Origin of the sequence: Yoonia sediminilitoris (assembly GCF_003058085.1) — a bacterium.
Lineage (GTDB): Bacteria > Pseudomonadota > Alphaproteobacteria > Rhodobacterales > Rhodobacteraceae > Yoonia > Yoonia sediminilitoris.
On record NZ_QBUD01000006.1, the window covers coordinates 101,736 to 119,626 of the forward strand.

Sequence of the window (17,891 nt, forward strand, 5' to 3'; positions counted from 1 at the left end):
GATCGTGTTGGGGTTTGGTCGCCAAGCGACTGGAGGCGGCTACCGGTTTTGATCGCCTTGTTGTGACATGGTCACGGCTGCCAAAGTCGCGAAACGCCAATGGGTGATGTGTGAATTGTAGTACTTCATTAACACCCTCCCCTTAGCTGGCGTGTTTCGACCGGCAGTTGCTGAGCCTGTCCGGGAAAAAAACAAGTCCCTTTGTTTCGCATTCGGCCAACTGCGCCTTTGTGGCACTCACAAAGCGCATGGTTCACAGATCAGACTCCGCCGATATGATGCGTGCCGCGTTGTTTGGCCAAAGTCATTTGCTTCTGCCGCTCGCGAAAGCGGGCTTTGTCTGCATCGCTGGTTTCATCTGCGCATTGGTGACAGGCAACACCCTGTTCAAACTTGGGATGCTCCTGATCCGCAGGCACCAGCGGACGGCGACAGGCGTGGCACAGGATATGCGGTCCCTCGGACAGCCCGTGCCCGACACTGACGCGGGCATCAAAGACAAAACAGTCGCCATCCCATTTGCTGTCTTCCTGCGGCACTTCTTCGAGGTATTTCAGGATACCGCCCTTGAGGTGATAAACCTCATCCACCCCCTGCCCCATCAGATAGTTGGTGGATTTTTCGCAACGGATACCGCCCGTGCAGAACATGGCGATTTTCTTATTGTGGAAACGGTGTTTGTTTTCCTCCCACCACGCGGGGAATTCGCCAAAGCTCTTGGTTTGCGGGTCAATTGCCCCGTCAAAGGTGCCGATTGCGACTTCGTAGTCATTGCGCGTGTCAATGACGGCCACGTCCGGTGCGCTGATCAATTCGTTCCAGTCGGCGGGGGCCACATAGTTGCCCACGCGCGCCACCGGATCAACATCCGGCTGGCCCATGGTAACAATCTCGCGCTTGAGCCGCACTTTCATCCGGTGAAACGGCGGCGTGCTGGCGGTGCTTTCCTTCCACTCCAGATCGGCGCACCCCGGCAGCCCCTTGATATGGGCGAGCACTGCGTCGATCCCCGCACGGCTGCCCGCGATGGTGCCATTGATCCCCTCGCCTGCCAGCAACAGTGTGCCGTGGATGTCGTTGGCCTTGCACAAGCCAAGCAACGGCCCCTGTATGGCAGCGGGGTCTTCAAAGCGGGTGAAGTGATAGAGGGCGGCGACTGTAAACATGCCCCCGATTTACGCCTACGGGACATTTTTGCAAGGGGCCGCTACGCTTTTGATGCAGCAATCGCCAACCCGTCGGCCACGGCGGTAAAGGCTTCCGCCCTTTCAGGTAACGCATCCGGGAACATCGCCGTCATCACGTTTTCCACGACGTGTAATAGGCTAGAGCCGCCAACAAAGACGATCTTGGCAACCTTGTCCGGGGTCACATTGGCCATTTTCAGGGTTTCATCGGCGCAAGCACGGATTTGCGCCGCATGGTCCGCCAGCAGTTCGCCCATGCGCGCCTTGCTGAATTGCGCCCAAAGCTGCGGTTCGATCACGCGCAAATCAATGCCAGCTTCGGTCATATCGGGGCTGTTGATCTTGATCTTGCCCGCCTCGACTGCAAAGGCGATGTCATGGCCCAATTCCATCTCAAGCACGGTTTTCAGCCGCCAAAAGGGGATGGGGTCAATGCCCAGCTTGGCAAAATCCGCCGCCATCGACCGATTTTCAGCGGTATAGACAAAGGGGATTTTCTGCCATGTGGCCAGATCGTTGAAAATCGCGTTGGGGGCCGCGTGCCGACCATTGCCCAGCGCATTACGCACTTCACGGCCCCGCCCCAGCAACGGCATGACCTCTGCGATGCTGATGGCACGGTCAAAGTCCGTACCGCCCACGCGGACGCCGTGGCTGGCGATGATGTTGGTCTTGTCGCCCTCGCGCGCAAAGACCGAAAAGTCAGAAGTCCCGCCGCCAATATCGACGATCAGTCCAAGGTCGCCCTTGGCCAACGGGCCGCTTGCCAGTGCGGCGGCTTCGGGTTCGAACATGAACAACACGTCCTTGTAGCCCGCGACCATGTAAGCCTCGCGCAGGTCCGCTTCGGCTTGGGCATTGCGGGCCATATCGGTGGAATGAAACTGCACCGGACGCCCTGAAAGTGCCCGGTCATAGGTCTGGCCTGTCTGCGCCTCTGCGCGTTCGCGCAACATCTGCAGAAATCGCGCGACAACCTCGATAAGGGTCAGCCGTTCATAGGCAATCTGGCGCTTTTCGCGCATGAGCGGCGTGCCCAGCACGGATTTGAGCGCCCGCATGAAGCGCCCTTCGCGCCCGTCGATCAGGGCTGCGTTGGCAACCGATCCATAGGTCGTCACCTTGCGGTCGTAGTCAAAGAACACCGATGTCGGCAACGTTTTCCGCCCCGGCTCGACCTCGATCAGGTAAGGGCGATCGCCAGCCATGATACCAGCGGCGGTGTTCGAGGTCCCAAAGTCGATCCCAAGCGTCGCCATCAATGACCCCATTTTCGATGCGGAAAGACGCGCCGTTTAGGCGATTCACGCCATCACTGCAAGTCTGGTTGGGAGAGGGCGCAATGACCTTGACCGAACCTACAGGCACTTTCGGCGTGGCAAAGGGAAGACCGAGCAACTCCTATGAAAAAGGGGATGGAGAGGTATTCCCGAACAAGAAGTGCCAAAAGAGCCCCGACATCAGACATTACACAGCAGGTTAGAGCAGTCGGTTGGCTCAACCTATGCTGCGATCAACTTTTTCCATGCCTCGGTGTTTTCCAACCTCAGTGATGAGACAATTGCATTTCGGTTCGTTTCATCACTGCATCGCTCAGCGGCAGGGCGAGCAGAAAGCTGATCAAAATCGAGGGTTCGACCATCGGTGACTTGTGCACCGATACACCGATGATCCGCCAAGCCGTCAACAGCGCTGCAAAAAAGTGTCCTACCGGCGCTGATGGTCTCGATAGCGACAAGCCCATAAGCTTCCCAACGTGAAGGCATGATGACAGCGTCGACCTTTCGGTAGGCCTCTACCGGATTGGATGCCATGCCAGCAAAATGAATGCGCGGATCGCCTTGTGCAAGCGCGCGCAGGGATGTTTCTTCTTCGCCTTCTCCGAATATTGTAAGCCGCAAGTTGGCATTGTTGCTCTTGCGAAAGGCCTCAATCAGCAGATCAAAACCCTTTTGCCGGTCCAGACGTCCGATTGCTCCAAAATGCCTTAGATCGCCGCTCGCAGCAGGAAGCTTAAGAAATGCGCCTAGATCAGTATATGACCGCACGAGTGACAGCTTGTGGTCGGCAACAAGTGCATCATCGCGCATCCATTGACGCTGCCCATCGCTTACGGCGACGATCCTGTCAAAGAGCCCAAAACCTAGCCGAAGCAGGCTTTTGAAACGGCGTTCTTTTGCGACATTGTACTCCATAAAGGCGCGGGTATAGCTGTGCTCAACATGAATGAGTTTTGTTTGAGGATGAAAAAGACGCAAGGCCAACAGCGCCGGCAGCGTCCGCCAACTGATGGATAGATGCGATACAATCACGTCCGCATCAAAGCCTTTGAAAGCGACCTTTCCACGTGCAACCTGCCTCATGACGTGCGTGGCTTCCTTTGCCAGCTCGGGCGACGTCACAACATGATCAATTACGCGCATTACTCCGCCTGCGGTGGTATCGTCGATCAAGTGAACAACGCGCTGTTTTTCTGGCCGAACCATCACACCCGTCCTAGCCTAAGGGCGGAAAGCCCGTGCAATGTCTTTTGTCCCAGCGCCCTAAGCGCCAGAACCGCGGCATATGTTTCCACCGATTTCCATGGCTCTTCGATAAATGTCCACTTCGATGCGGCAAACCATCGGTCAGACCAGATACGTGCCTTGTCGCAGTCAAGGTCACTTACAGCACGTCTGCAAAGGTACCGCATCTGGTATGCGCGCGCTATTGGCGCATGTTTCGCAAAGAAGTCAGGGGCAATGGGCGTCAGTTTAGCCACCATTCGCTCCCACGCCGCCAGTTGCTTGTCTGTGCTTGCTGACAGCCCGCCCTGATTGATCCGGTAACGGGTCAGTCGTCCCTTTATGCCTTCAAATCTCCAGCTGGTGGTCAAAGCGATCCGAAGCCAACATTCGATATCCTCGGACTGTCGGAAAGTTTCGTCAAAATACCAGTCACGCTTGCTTTCATATCTTGGCCTATAGGCGATGTCTGCAAACACTTCAGCACGGATAACAGGGGCAGAGCCGTTGCCTACGGGATTGCGCTTTAGAATATGCACCGCGTCGACCCCCTGCAGGCGGGGCTGCTGTGCCCTTTTGATCGGACGTCCATTCTCATGCATCAGCTGGGAACCGGCGTAACTGACACCAATGGATGGATCTGCTTCAAGATGTCTGACGTGTGCCTCAAGTTTATGATGATCCCAAAGGTCATCGGCATCACAAAAGCCGATATATGCGCCTTTCGCGTGGGCGATCCCTGTGTTGCGCGCGCCCGCAAGGCCGCGGTTTGGCTGCCGCACGATACGTAACCTTGGATTTTCGGCAAAGCTTTGTGCGATTTGGAGGGTTTCATCCGATGACCCATCGTCGACAACGATGATTTCGAAATGCTGATAGGTCTGAACCAGAAGGGACCTGAGCGTTTCGGCAAGCGTGTTTGCGACGTTAAAGGCAGGGACAACGATGGTGGCAAGTTTCATGGCAAGTTCTCTTTCAAATTAGGAAAATAGGGCCCGCGCAACGCGGCGGGGCATCAGCGTGTTGGCGAAGGCACCCAATACAGTCAGCGCACCCCGTCGCGGCGGGGTCATAAAACCCCGAGGACTTTGCGCCAGCCCCGCAAGCGCAAATTTGAGTGTCAGAAATTTCCCATGACCCATGCGCAGCGCGCGTCGGGCAAGATAACGCTGGTGGATCGCATTGGCTTGACGCGTTGGCTTGGCCCCAAAACGTTTGGCGGTTGCAATTGCGAGCCTGCGCCCGGCTTCCATTGCCTTAAGGTTTGCCGACAATCCTGTCGGGCTGGCACGATACCAGACTTGCTGTGACTTACGCCCCAAGATCACACCACCCTGTCCGACGATGCGGATGAGCCACTCAAGGTCTTCGTTGTGAACCACGGCCTCATCGAAGGAACCATAGCGCTGCAAGCTGGACCGGCGAATGCTCAGGTTCGACATCGTGCAAACCGGGTTTTCACCAAGCAGATCATTGATCGAAAGCGCCTTGTCTGGAACTGTTGAAAACACGCGAGCGTCTGATGGATTGTTGTCAAAGAACGCAATCTGGCCAAAAGTTCCATCGCAGTGCGTGGTTTGAAAGAAAGCATCAACCTCTGCCAGCTTGGTCGTTGACCAAAGATCATCAGCATCACAGAAGGATATGATTGACCCTTGCGCGACAAGTTCGGCCCCAAAGTTACGTGCCGCGCTTGGCCCCTTGCCCGGGTTTTCAACCAGTTTGATCCGGTCGTCGTTCTTTGCAGCGTCGAGGATGCGCAGACGTGTGTCATCTGTCGATCCGTCATCGACACAGATCACCTCCCAATCCGAAACGGTTTGCAGACGAATACTCTCAAGGGTCTCGGAAAGTGTGTCTGCGGCGTTGAAACACGGAATGATGACAGAGAATTTCGGCATATCAGGCCCCTTGTTGCGTTGGGCCGATGTTGGCCAGAATCGTAGGAAGCGAAGCAATGGCCATCAAGATGAAGCTGGTGATGGCGTAGCCAGTTGCGACGGCCTGTAATCCATATGGTGACAAAATGACCGTGCTGAGGGACAGCCCCAGTGTAATTCCCACGGTGTTGAGAAGTTCGACTTGCGGTCGCCCTTCGCTCCGCAACCAACCAGCGGCGGCAGACCACATCGTCGTTGGAATGGCGACAAGGCATAGGACAGCGACGATACCGGCGACATCGTCCCAACCTGACCCGAAAAGGATCGGGACATAATAAGGCGCGAGCGCTGATTGCATCACGACAACCGGTGTGATCAGCGCAAGACCCAAGAGCATACTTTGCCGCAATGCTGCGACCTTGTTTCCGGCTTGACTGAGGTGAGGGAAAAGCACGGTCGAGAATGCCGTTGAAAACGCATTTGATAGGCTCAAGCCTGCATTAAACGCCATAAAATACAGGCCAAGTGCTTCTGCCCCCATCAGCGCGCCGACGATGATCTTATCTGCCTGCAGGCGCAGCGCTTTGACGACTTCAACACCGAGAACGGCCCAGCCAAACGTCACGAAAGGCATGAGCGGGGCGCAACTTGTGTTGCTGTCACGTTGCCAAGGGTGAAGCCTGCGCATCGCAATTAGCCAAATTGGCGCGGCCAGGAGCTTCGGCAGAACCAACGCAATGGCGCTGGGCCAGATCACGACAAGGACAACAGACATCAGGTTGGCTCCCACAATCTGTGCCCCCGAAATACCGGCCGTCGCGCGCAGCTTGCCTGCTCTCATGGCGAGTGCGGCCTGCACCAAGCCTGCGGGCATGAACAAGTACTCTGCAGCCAAGACAACGATGAGGGCGAATAGCATCGCGCTACTACCCCATGCGAAAATGATCGCGCCTATCGCCGTTTGCAGGACGAACAAGGCAATGCACCACGCCCAGAAAATCCGGTGCGCTGTGGCGCAGACCGACGAAAGATCCCTGTCCTTGGCTGCGATGATCCTTTGGCCTACGCCATTTTCTGTCACGGCCTTCAAGACGTCCCCAGCTGCAAATGCGGCAGCGGCCATGCCGATTTCTGCCAACTCCAACGTGCGTGCGACGGCGATAACCACGAGCAAGCGCGACGCTTTTGCCGCAACTTCAGAGGCGCCGTAAGCGATCAGGTTCTGTGCAAGTGTTTTCGTGGTCCAGGTCATGACGTGGGCTTTCCGTTGGTTGCCCTTCCTTAGACCGCACTTTGCCACCTTGTCGCTGTCCTGTTAGGCGAGGCTGAAGGCGCAAAAGCAAACACCGCTATCCGTTTGGGTAGGCCCGCTTTCTGATTGCCTGATGGACCGCTGTTCGCTGTTATCGTAACAAGGTGGCAGAATTTCATTAGTGGAGGGCGAAATGCCCAACCGATCTCGCTTTGGCATCCTTTTGTCCGCAATCCTCGCGGCTGGCTGCACCAGTTATGATGTACCCGACAATCTAGAGGGCATCGAAGTGGGAGAAGGTTATCAGGCGCAATATCGCGATATCGATGTTGCACGCGGTGACGCATCATTCCTGAGGTCGGCGGCAATCAACGCCAGCAAGTGCCTGCCTTTGCGTGGCGGATTGGATGCTGATGGCTTTGATGGCAAAGGCCGCGGCATCGCGGCCTTTGCGCTAGAGGGTGAGCGGCTGACGCGGAATGACCTTGTCGATATTCGCGTGGGAACTGACGAGACGTTCAATGGAAGTTTCGTCATCTCGCGCGACGGTACGCTCAAGCTTCCGTTTTTGCAGCCAATCCGCGCCCAAGGGCGCACCACAATCGAGATCGAAGACGACATCGCTCGCCAACTGCTGGACGATGCGTTCTATACAGAACGGCCAAGAATATCGGTCCGGGTTGCTGACTTTGCCTCTGTCACTGTCGGCGTGTTCGGCGCAGTCTTTGAGCCCCGGTCGGTTGAGATTGGTGGCGTATCTGGTGATCAGGTTGATGGCCGCAGACAAGATGCTCTGGGTGCCTCAAGCGAAGCCCGGAATCTGTCGGCCGCCTTGCGCGCGGCCGGTGGGGTGCGACCGGATGCTGATATTTCCGCGGTCGAAGTCCGGCGCGGCTCATCGCTTTTTCAACTTGATATGCGTGGTGTCTTTGAAGGGCGTAATGTCGTCGACATCATGCTTTTGACCGGTGACGAAATCCGTGTGCCCAGTCGCCAGTGTTTTCAAGAAAACCTGATGCGGCCTAGCCCGATCAGCCCGCCGGGGGTCAGCCTGTTCTTGTCCAACCTGACCCAACCGGCCACGAACAATGCATCCTCAGCCATTGGCCGCAGCGTACGCGAAGTCCCATATGGCACGCGTTATATCCAAGCCGTGGTGGACAGCAATTGTGTTGGCGGGGCCCGCAGCACAAGCGCCGACCGTTCGTCTGTTCTGTTTTCGCGCAACCCGATCACAGACGTGTCGGTGGTGATTGAACGTGATATCGAGGATTTGTTGCGCCGCGCGGATCGCGACGATTTCGACCCGTATTTGCTGCCGGGCGATGCCTTGGCATGCTACGACAGCACCATCACAAACGTGACTGAAATTGGCCGGGTGATCGGTATCGTTGGTGCGGCGGCTTTTCTGGGTCAGTGAACCCTAAAGGCTTGCTTTGGTGGTGAGCCAAACAGATTCGATTGCGCCAATAGTTAACCTGACACTATCGGGCTGACCAGAGTCCGCGGCATTCTCGACCGCGATAAGTGCATCGCGATATTGGGTTGCCCCAAAAACAGCTGCACTTCCAGCGATCTTGTGGCAACGAACCGCGATTTCCGGCAAGTCCTGTAGGTCGTCTAATTGTAGCCAGCGATTCAAATTTTCGGCCTCTACCATGAAGCTGCCCCTTAGTTTGTCGAAGGCTGCGGCTCCCAGCACCTCGCGCATTTCGTTCTGATGTTCGCTCTCCACCGGACTACCTTCAGGCGCACGCAATTTCGCCACCAGAGATCGGATCGCTTCTTGCAATGCGGCGCGCGACAATGGCTTCACCAAGACACCGTCCATGCCATCGGCAAGAAAAGCCGCTTGCTCTGACGCCATGGCATTCGCAGTCAGCGCAAGAATTGGCGTCTGGGCGTTTGGACTATTGCCATTGCGGATTTTGCGGGTTGCGGATCGACCATCCATAATGGGCATACTGATATCCATGAGGATCAAATCGAATGTTTCATGCTGAACCCGTGAAACTGCTGCGGCCCCATCGTAGACCTCTGCTGTTGTATGCCCCTCGGCTAGCAACATCTCACGGGCGACGGCACAGTTGATTTCGTTGTCTTCGGCAATCAAAATGCGCAGGCTCTCGATCATCTGGGGGGCTTTGGGTTTCGCCCGCTTCTGCACAACGGGGTGTGCCTTTTTCAAGTTGAGGCGTACTTCGAAAGTGCTGCCAACATGTGGCGCGCTTTCGACGTCAATCTCGCCGCCCATGGCCTTCACTGATCTTCTGACAATACCCAACCCCAAACCGGTACCACCAACGTTTCTATCGTAGGCTACACTGCCAGTGACAAAATCATCAAAGATTCGAGTTTTCAGCTCGCCCGCAATTCCAATGCCTGTATCACTCACGCGAAATATAAAATCAGCGCTGCCTTCGGTCATATTTTCGGTTTCCAATGTAATGGAAACACAGCCTTCATTTGTAAATTTGACGGCGTTCCCGACCAAATTCATGAGCACATGCTGAAGCGCGTCAGGATCACAAAGCACCCAATTGCTGGGCGGCCCCAACCAATCCCATTCAATTGTTGTGTTGTTCTTTGCCGCCATCCCGCTTTGATTATCGACAATCGACTGCACGAATGACGCCAAATTCATCGGGATCTCGCGCATTTTGGTGTACCCGACATCATAGCGCGACAGATCAAGAACATCCGTCACATGCTTGCGGAGCAGTTCACCGGATGTTTCCATATTCCTGATATATCGCATCTGCTGCGAATTCAGCTTTGTGTCTTGCATCAGCGTCAGATTGCCCAAAAAGCCGTTCAACGGCGTTCTGATTTCATGGCTCATGATTGTAAGAAACTCGGACTTCAGCCTATCTGCCGCTAGTGCCTGATCACGCGCTTCGATCAGTTCTTTCTCGGCGGCGACACGTATCGAGATATCGCGCAAGAAGGCGATAAAGATTTTGCCCGTTTCTGTTTCAGCGCTTTGGATAGCCAATTCGACGGGGAACAATCTGCCACTACTATGCTTTGCTTCCAGCTGAACTCGACCTTTGCCAACGACACGTTTCTCTCCGCCGGCCTTCATACGCGCCATACCGGCATCATGTGCTTCGATCATATGATCCGGTACAATAAGCGGACCGAGCGCTTTACCGATGACGTCTTCGGCAGCATGCCCGAAAATCTTCTCAGCGGCGGCATTGAAGGCAAGGATATTGCCGTCTTCATTTGCCACGATGACCCCATCCAGAGAGGTTTGAATAACAGTATCCATCCGCGCGGCGGTTTCCGCGGTTTCTCTTTGCTGTCTCGTTTTCTGTATGTTGAGGCGCCGCAAGTAGTACACGGTCAGCCCAAGCGCCAAGACGAGCAAAATAACTGCAACCGCAAGCTTAACAAGCGTCTGCGCAAAGTCGCTACGGCGTTGATCAGCGGCAGCGGCAAAGGAATCCAATGACGAATTTGCCAAACGGCGCACTGCAGCACGGGGCACATCCGAGTTCTCGATGATACTCGGCAAGGCCGCATTCAAAGCGGGGTCGTCGGCGTCTATGAATTGCACGGTGGTATCAAGGAACCTGCGCACCGCTGCCAATGCCTGTGAATAGGCCTCATTTTCAAGCAACGACCGGTAGACCGACGCGTTCTCCAATGTGTTGATCCTACTGTAGAATACGTCAAATCGTTGACGCACCATCGCAAGGTCTGCAGCCGATCCGTCACCGGTTACATGCAGCTGTTGGGAGAATTCCAGAAATTCAACTTCTGACTGGGCCAGCGTCCACTGGACGTTATCAGATCGCGCAGATTCGAGCTGGCGCAAGTCTTGAACCACAGAGACGGCAAGAAAACTAAAACCGATCAAAATGGCAAGAACCGCCAGCGCAAGATATGCGCGACGGATCCATCGCCTATTTGTTCGGGACGTTTTCAAACGCTCATCCTATTTGCCATTACAAGAGGCTTACTCGACTACTTCGATCCGGTCGAGTTGCCAAATACTGCGCGAATATATGACTTCTGACCGGTAGGCCGCACTGCTGTCATATGGGTAGACGACCCACAGTGGCCCCTTATCGCGCAGCGACATTGTCGCGTCGTTCAGCTTGTACGCGATGATCGGGCCACCCGCGACCGCATCAGAGACGGGGATTTCAACGGTATAGTCGTTGATTGCAGTGGCCAACAGCGTGCCTTGGGTGACGCCTATTGAGTCCATCAGCACATCTAATGCAACGCCTTGAAAAACTTGCTTACCCTCTGTCCAGATGGTGGCTGTTTCAATGACCGTGGCATCCAGTTCCATCAGCATCGCCAGATCGAAAACCACGGGATCTTTGTCGACCGTTCCGGTTATAGTCAACACCACCTCACCAGTCGGAACGGAGGCAGACTGCGCGGATGCGGTCGGCGCGACGAGGATGGCAAGGGTTGTCCAAAGCGCAAGAGCGCGAAAATAAGAAAGCATGTGATTGCTCCAAATATGAGTGCTGGAAACCAATGACATGATGCTTGCCGAAATTCACGGGCGTATAAGAGTAGCCACCTATCCATTCGGATAGGTGGCCCTAGATCACGCCGCCTGCTGCAATCCGGCTTGAAGCCCGTTCAGAAACTCTGCGTATTCTCCCGACAGTTCGGCGCGGTCCAATGCGAATTGCGTTGTCGCCTGCACAAAGCCCTGCACAGACCCACAATCAAACCGCTGCCCCGCAAAGCGAAAACCACAAACGCCCGCATCCGCCACATCCGCGTTGATGGCATCCGTGAGTTGCAGTTCACCACCAGCACCCGGGCCTTGAACGGCCAAGCGATCAAAAATTGACGGCTGAAGAATATAGCGCCCAATCACTGCCAGCGTTGACGGTGCCACTTCCGGGCGTGGTTTTTCGACCATCCCCCGCGCCTTTGCGATCTTGCCATTTTCACTATCGACATCAAGCACCCCATACGACGAAGTTTTGGCGCGCGGCACATTCATTGTCGCAACCATATGACCGCCGGTTTGTGCGTGCGCTTCAACCATTTGTGCAAGCGCACCGCGTGGCGCGCGAATAACATCATCTGGCAATAGTACGGCGAAAGGTTCATCCCCTACCGCGCGTCTGGCCAGCTTGACGGCATGCCCCAAACCGCGCGGTTGATCCTGACGCACGAAGGACAAAGTCCCCTCCGGCATCCGCGTTTGCTCAAGCGTTGCCAAGGCGTCCTTCTTGCCGTTCTTAGCAAGGCGCTGTTCAAGTGCAGCGGCCGTGTCAAAATAGTCTTCCAGCGCGCCTTTGCCTGCAGCAGTGACGAATATGAACTCTTCGATCCCGGCTTGGCGCGCTTCGTCCACAGCGTATTGGATCAATGGGCGGTCGACCAGCGGCAGCATCTCTTTGGGGACAGATTTCGTTGCAGGCAGAAAACGGGTGCCAAGACCGGCAACAGGGAAGACAGCTTTGCGGATATGGGTCATAGGATTGTCCATTAAAAACAGTTTATTAGTAAGCACCACGGCCGGAAATGACGGCACGAAATGTTAGAAGAATGAGGATGAGGTCAAGCATGATAGTTCTTGAGCGCGCATAGATCAGGTCCATTTCGACCATCTTGTCAAAGCTGACATTTGCCCGACCGGAAACTTGCCAGATGCCGGTGATACCAGGCTTCACTGCCAACCGGCCAAGTGCACGTGCGGGGTAAAGTGCGACTTCGCGAGGGAGTGCTGGCCGCGGCCCGACAATCGACATTTCGCCGCGCAAGACATTGATGATCTGTGGCAGCTCATCTATCGAAGTGCGCCTGATGAAACGCCCAACATAAGTAACCCGTGGATCGTTCCGTGCTTTGAAACATACGCCTTCGCGATCGGAGTCGCCCAAAACGGCGGACAGCCGAGCCTCTGCGTCGACATGCATCGAACGGAACTTGAGCATCGGAAACGTTTGTCCGTCCTTGCCCACGCGGGTTTGCCGGAAAAGCACCGAACCACCGGAGTCCAGTTTGATCGCCATGGCCGCTCCGAGCAGGACGGGCGACAATACAATCAACGCTGTAGTTGCAATGGCAATGTCCATTGCGCGGTTTGCCATTTGCTGCGCGGTCGTTTGGCGCATCGCACACCATGCAGCACGCGCAAGAAAAGTGATGTTGCCTACCAGATAGCGCTTACACATCCGCTTGGGTTCCATGGCCAGTCGCCAGATCCATTCCAACTTGGCCCGACGCACGAGTTTTGGCGCACGCATGACATTCCCTGCCAGAAAATCGAGCGCGGCACCGACGCCCAAGCACAATTGTGCATTCAATTGATCGGCATGGCGGTCGATCCAGAGTTCTTGCATTGGAACGCCAAGCGCAACGATGACAATATCCGCGCCGCTGCGGTTGATGTCCGCAATCACCGCGTCATTGTCACGCGCGCCTTCGAAACCGTCGCATGTTCCGGCAATCCTGAGATGGCGGATCATAGTCTGAAGTTTTGCGGCGGCCGCGTCTGCCGTGCCGGGCTTTCCGCCAAAGAGGTAGACAGATTTCCCCTGATCGGCTGCCGTTGCCAGCAATGCAGGTGTCAGATCTGTCCCGTTCAGGTTTTCGGTCAACTTGTCGCCTGTCATATGACCGGCAAGCGATACGCCAATGCCGTCTGGCAGCAGCATATCGGCACGGCGCACGGCATCAGCATACTGGCGGTCTTTCGACATGATGTTGCAGCAATGTGCATTCATAAAAAATGCATGGCGGCGGCCAGGTGCGAGCAGTGCTGACACTGCGGTCAACTGGTCGGCGTCAGCCAGGGTCAAGCCAAGGCTTGGCAAAAAGGCTGTGCTGATACCAGATTCAATTTTTGGTCGCTGCGCAGCTTGAAGGTCAAAAGTTGCATGTTTCATTTCGGTCGTCCCAAACTTGGTTGCGTTGGCGTCAAGCTGTGGGAAGCGCTGAAACTTCTCAACGAAGCGACCGGACAGGTCTGCGGGTCAGAAGAAGCTGAAATGGCACTTGTGGGGATCGATTGCGTCAAATTTGAAAGGCCTATACCCATTAGGGTAGTGGTCCTCACCCTATTGGCTGGTGACGTGGACGGAAAAATCAGTGCATAAAGAAATTGTAGGCACGCTATTGGAAAAGGAAGAGATGTTGCGGGTACTAATTGCGGATGATCATGACCTGCTGCGGGATACGCTCGTGCTATTTCTTGAAAGCGGAAACGGTATCAAGGCAGAGGCCGTCGGCACCTTGGACGAGGCGCACAAGCGTATCATGGTAGACGAACCCTATGATCTCATTCTCCTGGACTACAACATGCCGGGCATGAATGGTCTCAATGGCTTGTCCGAAACACTTGCCATGGAAGGCGGCCAAAGGGTCGCTTTGATCTCTGGTGAGGCAAAGCGCGAAATCGCCGAGCAAGCACTTGAGGCAGGCGCCGCAGGCTTCGTGCCAAAGACACTTGCTGCGAAGTCGATGATCAATGCAGTGCGCTTCATGGCGATGGGAGAACAATACGCCCCCGTTGATTTTATGACCGCAGTCGAAGATACACCAAACAACACCTTGGCTGACAAGTTGTCCCAGCGCGAACTTGAGGTTCTCAAAGGGTTAACCGAAGGCAAGTCAAACAAGGAAATTGCCCGCGATCTCGACATCACAGAACCGACGGTCAAATTGCACATGAAGACGCTTTTCAGGAAAGTAGATGCGACCAACCGAACGCAGGCCGCAATGATCGCCCGTGAAGCCGGGTTGTTCTGAACTATCCATTCGAATAGGCGCGGTTGCCGTTTGCGTTCAGGTTCGCGCCTTTCGCGCGCAAGCATTAACGGTACCGAGGCGTTAATGACATTTGGCAAGGAGATGCCAAATGACAATCGCGACCCATCCACCACTCACAGCCCCGACCGCCAAGCTCACTCATGGGTGGCTACGGCGCATTGTCATGGGCGGCAAGATAGGCGACCTGGGACGGTTGCCGCGCTACCTCGCGTTTGCTTTTCTGGGTGCTGCGGCTATCTGGGGCCCGATCACCGGATATCTGAAGACCGCTCCGCTTTCCTACAAATCATACACATCGCTCATTCTGCCCGGTTCAGGCGCTTCTGCATCGATGAATTTAAATGGCATTGGTCAGGCTTCTTCATTTGCAAACTCGCCTTTTTCCAGCAACGCGGTTAGCCCGACCGAGACCTACAAGAGGTTGCTGAATGCAGACCGTATATTGGACGCCGCAGCAACAACATTGAACATTTCACGGGCGGAGTTGGGCAAACCACGTGTCAATCTTGTCGATCAAACCAGTCTTATTCACTTCGAAATGACCGGCACATCGCCGATCGAGGCGCAGAAGCGTGGCGATGCAATTCTGGACGCCTTCTTTGCTGAACTGGATGCGCTTCGCGTTGACGAACAACAAACCCGCGAAGATAGCGGTTTGGCTGCCATTGTTGACTACCGCCGGTCAGTCGCGACAACCCGTGATGACATAGAAAGGCTCCAATCAGAGACGAACCTGCTTTCCGTTGTGCAATATGATGCTCTGCTCGCGAAACAAACCGAGCTAGAATCCGATGTGCGTCGCCAGCAAGCGGCGACTCTCGAAATGAAGGGTGCGGTAACAACGCTTGAAACTAGTCTTGGCATCGATGCCAAGACTGCTGCGATTACACTCAAGCTATTTGCCGATGACCAATATCGTGAGCTTCTGGCACAAGTTGCCCAACATGCAGCGGTTCTCTCTGACGTATCGGCGCAGTTTGGTGCGCAGCATCCCAAGGTAATTGATGCGCATCGCGCGAAATCGCATTCAGAAGATGCTGTAACGGCTCGTGCGGTCCAGTTGACAGGTCTGGCCGAAGCGCAGTTGGGCGCACTTGATGTTGCTCCAGACGGTGTGCGCGCGGCACTTCTTGCGGATCTGGTCGAGATGGACGCAAAACGGACGGGTGCGAAAGAACAGCTGGCGGCCATGGCAGCGCAGCTCGATGAACAGGCGGCGCGACTTTCGCAAATGTCATCGGCTGCGGCACGCCTACAAGATTTGCAGCGGGATTTTTCGGTGGCCGAGGCTGTATTCGCGACGGCAATTGCGCGGGCCGAGACGACAAAATCTGACGTCTATGCTTCTTACCCGCTAGTTCAGATTCTCGAAAACCCGTCCCTGCCGGAAAATCCATCTTCGCCCAATCGCAAACTCGCGATTGCAGCAGGCGCGGTCGCAACCTTGATGATGCTATTTGGTTTGATCCTTGGTTGGACAAGATCTGCCATCATCGGAACCCTTATCAAGAAGACGACAACAGCAAGATGACCGCCCTCAATCCGGCAGAACGACTGATCTACCGCACGTTGGTTTACACTTGGCCCCTCTATGCCGTTGGTGCCCTTTATGTGGTTGGACCAGTGCTGGCCTGGCTGTTGGGTTGTTTGGCAGCGCTATCTCTTTATCTTGGGCCGGCGATGCGTCCGGACTTACGTTCTACAGGGTCGATCCCACCGGTCATCTGGGCGTGGTTCATCGGTATGTTCGTCATGCTTGTTGCATTATGGGTCGGACATTTGGACTGGGCGATGGGGCTAAAGCAGACCATTAAATCCTCTATTGGATGGGCGAAGGGATGGGCCCTTATGGCACTGTTTCCGCTTGCGGGCGCCGTTTTGCCAATCAGACGCGAGGTTCTGATCAGGGGGCAATGTGTCATCGGACTAGGCACACTGGTTCTGGCACCAGTTCTCATAATCGCGCCTTACATCGGGCTTCCGGAAAGGATCTTTACCTCGCCACTTAAGGCGATCGGGGGTCCGGGACCGGAATATTTCAGCGTCTATTTCTTTACATTCGACCCGGCAAGCTGGACGCCACGTTGGCAATTCTATGCACCATGGTCACCCTTTGCTGCACTGCTAGGGGTGGTCATGGTCCTCTTCGCCCTCGAAGAACAGTCCCTTAAATGGAAGTCAATCGGGATTGCGGCTGGCACACTGATGATCCTCGCATCAAAGTCTCGCATGGGCTTGGTCGGTCTTGTCGCGTGCACAATAGGGCCGCGCATGATGCCCCTCATTTTGCGGGGATGGATGTGGCAGGTGGTAGCTGGCCTCACTGCATCGCTGGCGGTTCTTGGCCCTACACTGGTAAGTGCCGGGGCCGATGCTGTTGCTGCCTTCAAGGGCGCGCGCGCTGACAGCACCCGTGTACGCGAAACATTGCAAAGAATTGCAGGGGAACGTTGGATCAACGAAGCATTCTGGTTCGGGCATGCACGTGTCCAACCTGGATCACATGCGGTTGAGTATATGCCGATCGGCAGCCACCACACTTGGTGGGGCTTGCTGTTTGTCAAAGGTGTCGTGGGGTTTCTGGCGTTGCTTGTACCATTCGTTTGGCAGACCTGCCTAGCTCTGATCGATGCGGCCAAAGGGCCAAGAGGGCGTTTGCCGCTAGGGATCATGATGACGTTGACGTTGCTTTCATTTGGTGAAAACGTCGAGATTGAAGCGTACTTGCTTTGGCCTGGGCTTGTGGTGTTGGGGATTCACGCGCGGGAGTTAGGGCCCTAGTTAACGTGACCCCGGTGTCTGACGTCCACGTTTATGAACCATAGATCCGGATGGTTGGGTTCTGATTACCACCAACCTATCGTTTTCAAACGGTGCATTTCCATCAGACAATATCCGGCCTCCGCTCCTTCCCCCCGATGTAAAGGGGAAGGCCCTTCGATTTGAGATCGGTATCCACACGATGCCTTTTTCGGTGGCCAGCCGCTTTGGCACCCGCAAGCTACACACCGACTCTGATGAAATGCTGTTCAGTGCGACACAGCCTTGCCTGCTCAACGGCATTCCTGATCTGGCGCACCGTCCAGACCTCGCGGATCGCGCAATCGACGTCACGCTGCCGGTCATTACAGCGGCTATGCATTACTGCTATTCGCTGCGCCTGCAAAATCAAGCAACTGGCTAATTCACAGAGTGCGGGACAAAGCGTTCTTTCGCAGCGCGATGCATCGGTGCAGACCATGCGAGCACTAGATGTCGTCTGGAAGGTTTATAAAATCTCTAGGAGCACTCCCGTTATCGTGCTTAGCTC

Annotated in this window: 15 protein-coding genes; 5 read left to right on the top strand and 10 right to left on the bottom strand. The window is 55.3% G+C overall.

Going from position 1 to position 17,891, the window contains the following annotated elements:
- Positions 1-260 precede the first annotated feature (260 nt).
- From trhO to C8N45_RS12890, 6 genes are all read right to left on the bottom strand, one after another.
- Positions 261-1,166, bottom strand: coding sequence for an oxygen-dependent tRNA uridine(34) hydroxylase TrhO (gene trhO, locus C8N45_RS12865; RefSeq protein ID WP_108386659.1), 906 nt, complete (start codon positions 1,164-1,166; stop codon positions 261-263).
- Positions 1,167-1,207: 41 nt separating this feature from the next.
- On the bottom strand, positions 1,208-2,446 hold the full coding sequence (locus tag C8N45_RS12870) for an Hsp70 family protein (RefSeq protein ID WP_108386770.1): 1,239 nt from the start codon (positions 2,444-2,446) through the stop codon (positions 1,208-1,210).
- Positions 2,447-2,689: 243 nt separating this feature from the next.
- Positions 2,690-3,640 carry a glycosyltransferase gene (locus tag C8N45_RS12875; protein ID WP_168769475.1) on the bottom strand — a complete coding sequence of 317 codons (951 nt, stop codon included), beginning with the start codon at positions 3,638-3,640 and terminating at the stop codon, positions 2,690-2,692.
- A gap of 32 nt (positions 3,641-3,672) precedes the next feature.
- Positions 3,673-4,653 carry a glycosyltransferase family 2 protein gene (locus tag C8N45_RS12880; protein WP_108386661.1) on the bottom strand — a complete coding sequence of 327 codons (981 nt, stop codon included), beginning with the start codon at positions 4,651-4,653 and terminating at the stop codon, positions 3,673-3,675.
- Between the two features lie 18 nt (positions 4,654-4,671).
- A complete protein-coding gene (locus C8N45_RS12885) occupies positions 4,672-5,592 on the bottom strand; it encodes a glycosyltransferase family 2 protein (RefSeq protein ID WP_108386662.1) in 921 nt (306 codons plus the stop codon).
- Between the two features lies 1 nt (position 5,593).
- Entirely contained in the window at positions 5,594-6,823 is a 1,230-nt protein-coding gene (locus C8N45_RS12890; protein ID WP_108386771.1) for an oligosaccharide flippase family protein, read from the bottom strand.
- A gap of 193 nt (positions 6,824-7,016) precedes the next feature.
- On the opposite strand from C8N45_RS12890, the gene C8N45_RS12895 reads away from it, so the two are divergent.
- On the top strand, positions 7,017-8,243 hold the full coding sequence (locus C8N45_RS12895) for a polysaccharide biosynthesis/export family protein (RefSeq protein ID WP_108386663.1): 1,227 nt from the start codon (positions 7,017-7,019) through the stop codon (positions 8,241-8,243).
- Between the two features lie 3 nt (positions 8,244-8,246).
- Here C8N45_RS12895 and C8N45_RS12900 read toward each other — a convergent pair whose 3' ends face one another.
- The 4 genes from C8N45_RS12900 to C8N45_RS12915 form a co-directional block, all read right to left on the bottom strand.
- Positions 8,247-10,355: an ATP-binding protein gene (locus C8N45_RS12900; RefSeq protein WP_245882660.1), complete on the bottom strand. Its 2,109-nt coding sequence runs from the start codon at positions 10,353-10,355 to the stop codon at positions 8,247-8,249.
- 432 nt (positions 10,356-10,787) lie between these two features.
- Positions 10,788-11,291 carry a putative pterin-binding protein gene (locus C8N45_RS12905; protein ID WP_108386664.1) on the bottom strand — a complete coding sequence of 168 codons (504 nt, stop codon included), beginning with the start codon at positions 11,289-11,291 and terminating at the stop codon, positions 10,788-10,790.
- A gap of 105 nt (positions 11,292-11,396) precedes the next feature.
- Positions 11,397-12,284 (bottom strand): UTP--glucose-1-phosphate uridylyltransferase, encoded by an 888-nt coding sequence (locus tag C8N45_RS12910; protein WP_108386773.1) that lies wholly within the window; start codon positions 12,282-12,284, stop codon positions 11,397-11,399.
- 25 nt (positions 12,285-12,309) lie between these two features.
- Positions 12,310-13,698: a WecB/TagA/CpsF family glycosyltransferase gene (locus tag C8N45_RS12915; protein WP_108386665.1), complete on the bottom strand. Its 1,389-nt coding sequence runs from the start codon at positions 13,696-13,698 to the stop codon at positions 12,310-12,312.
- A gap of 247 nt (positions 13,699-13,945) precedes the next feature.
- Here C8N45_RS12915 and C8N45_RS12925 point away from each other — a divergent pair, with 247 nt between their 5' ends.
- The 4 genes from C8N45_RS12925 to C8N45_RS23440 all read left to right on the top strand — a co-directional run bounded on the left by C8N45_RS12925 (position 13,946) and on the right by C8N45_RS23440 (position 17,765).
- Complete coding sequence (locus C8N45_RS12925; RefSeq protein WP_108386774.1) at positions 13,946-14,560, top strand: response regulator transcription factor; 615 nt, start codon at positions 13,946-13,948, stop codon at positions 14,558-14,560.
- A gap of 109 nt (positions 14,561-14,669) precedes the next feature.
- Positions 14,670-16,112: a GumC family protein gene (locus tag C8N45_RS12930; protein ID WP_108386667.1), complete on the top strand. Its 1,443-nt coding sequence runs from the start codon at positions 14,670-14,672 to the stop codon at positions 16,110-16,112.
- On the top strand, positions 16,109-17,362 hold the full coding sequence (locus tag C8N45_RS12935; protein ID WP_108386668.1) for a capsular biosynthesis protein: 1,254 nt from the start codon (positions 16,109-16,111) through the stop codon (positions 17,360-17,362). Before C8N45_RS12930 ends, C8N45_RS12935 begins: the two co-directional genes overlap by 4 nt.
- Positions 17,363-17,543: 181 nt before the next feature.
- Positions 17,544-17,765: a hypothetical protein gene (locus tag C8N45_RS23440; protein ID WP_181868939.1), complete on the top strand. Its 222-nt coding sequence runs from the start codon at positions 17,544-17,546 to the stop codon at positions 17,763-17,765.
- The last annotated feature ends 126 nt before the right edge of the window (positions 17,766-17,891 follow it).

Excerpts from the sequence above, each read along its gene's own strand:
- C8N45_RS12910 (WP_108386773.1), bottom strand. The coding sequence starts at position 12,284 with ATGACCCATATCCGCAAAGCTGTCTTCCCTGTTGCCGGTCTTGGCACC.
- C8N45_RS12870 (WP_108386770.1), bottom strand. The coding sequence starts at position 2,446 with ATGGCGACGCTTGGGATCGACTTTGGGACCTCGAACACCGCCGCTGGT.
- C8N45_RS12880 (WP_108386661.1), bottom strand. The coding sequence starts at position 4,653 with ATGAAACTTGCCACCATCGTTGTCCCTGCCTTTAACGTCGCAAACACG.
- C8N45_RS12890 (WP_108386771.1), bottom strand. The coding sequence starts at position 6,823 with ATGACCTGGACCACGAAAACACTTGCACAGAACCTGATCGCTTACGGC.
- C8N45_RS12930 (WP_108386667.1), top strand. The coding sequence starts at position 14,670 with ATGACAATCGCGACCCATCCACCACTCACAGCCCCGACCGCCAAGCTC.
- C8N45_RS12895 (WP_108386663.1), top strand. The coding sequence starts at position 7,017 with ATGCCCAACCGATCTCGCTTTGGCATCCTTTTGTCCGCAATCCTCGCG.
- C8N45_RS12885 (WP_108386662.1), bottom strand. The coding sequence starts at position 5,592 with ATGCCGAAATTCTCTGTCATCATTCCGTGTTTCAACGCCGCAGACACA.
- C8N45_RS12905 (WP_108386664.1), bottom strand. The coding sequence starts at position 11,291 with ATGCTTTCTTATTTTCGCGCTCTTGCGCTTTGGACAACCCTTGCCATC.
- trhO (WP_108386659.1), bottom strand. The coding sequence starts at position 1,166 with ATGTTTACAGTCGCCGCCCTCTATCACTTCACCCGCTTTGAAGACCCC.
- C8N45_RS12915 (WP_108386665.1), bottom strand. The coding sequence starts at position 13,698 with ATGAAACATGCAACTTTTGACCTTCAAGCTGCGCAGCGACCAAAAATT.
- C8N45_RS23440 (WP_181868939.1), top strand. The coding sequence starts at position 17,544 with ATGCCTTTTTCGGTGGCCAGCCGCTTTGGCACCCGCAAGCTACACACC.
- C8N45_RS12935 (WP_108386668.1), top strand. The coding sequence starts at position 16,109 with ATGACCGCCCTCAATCCGGCAGAACGACTGATCTACCGCACGTTGGTT.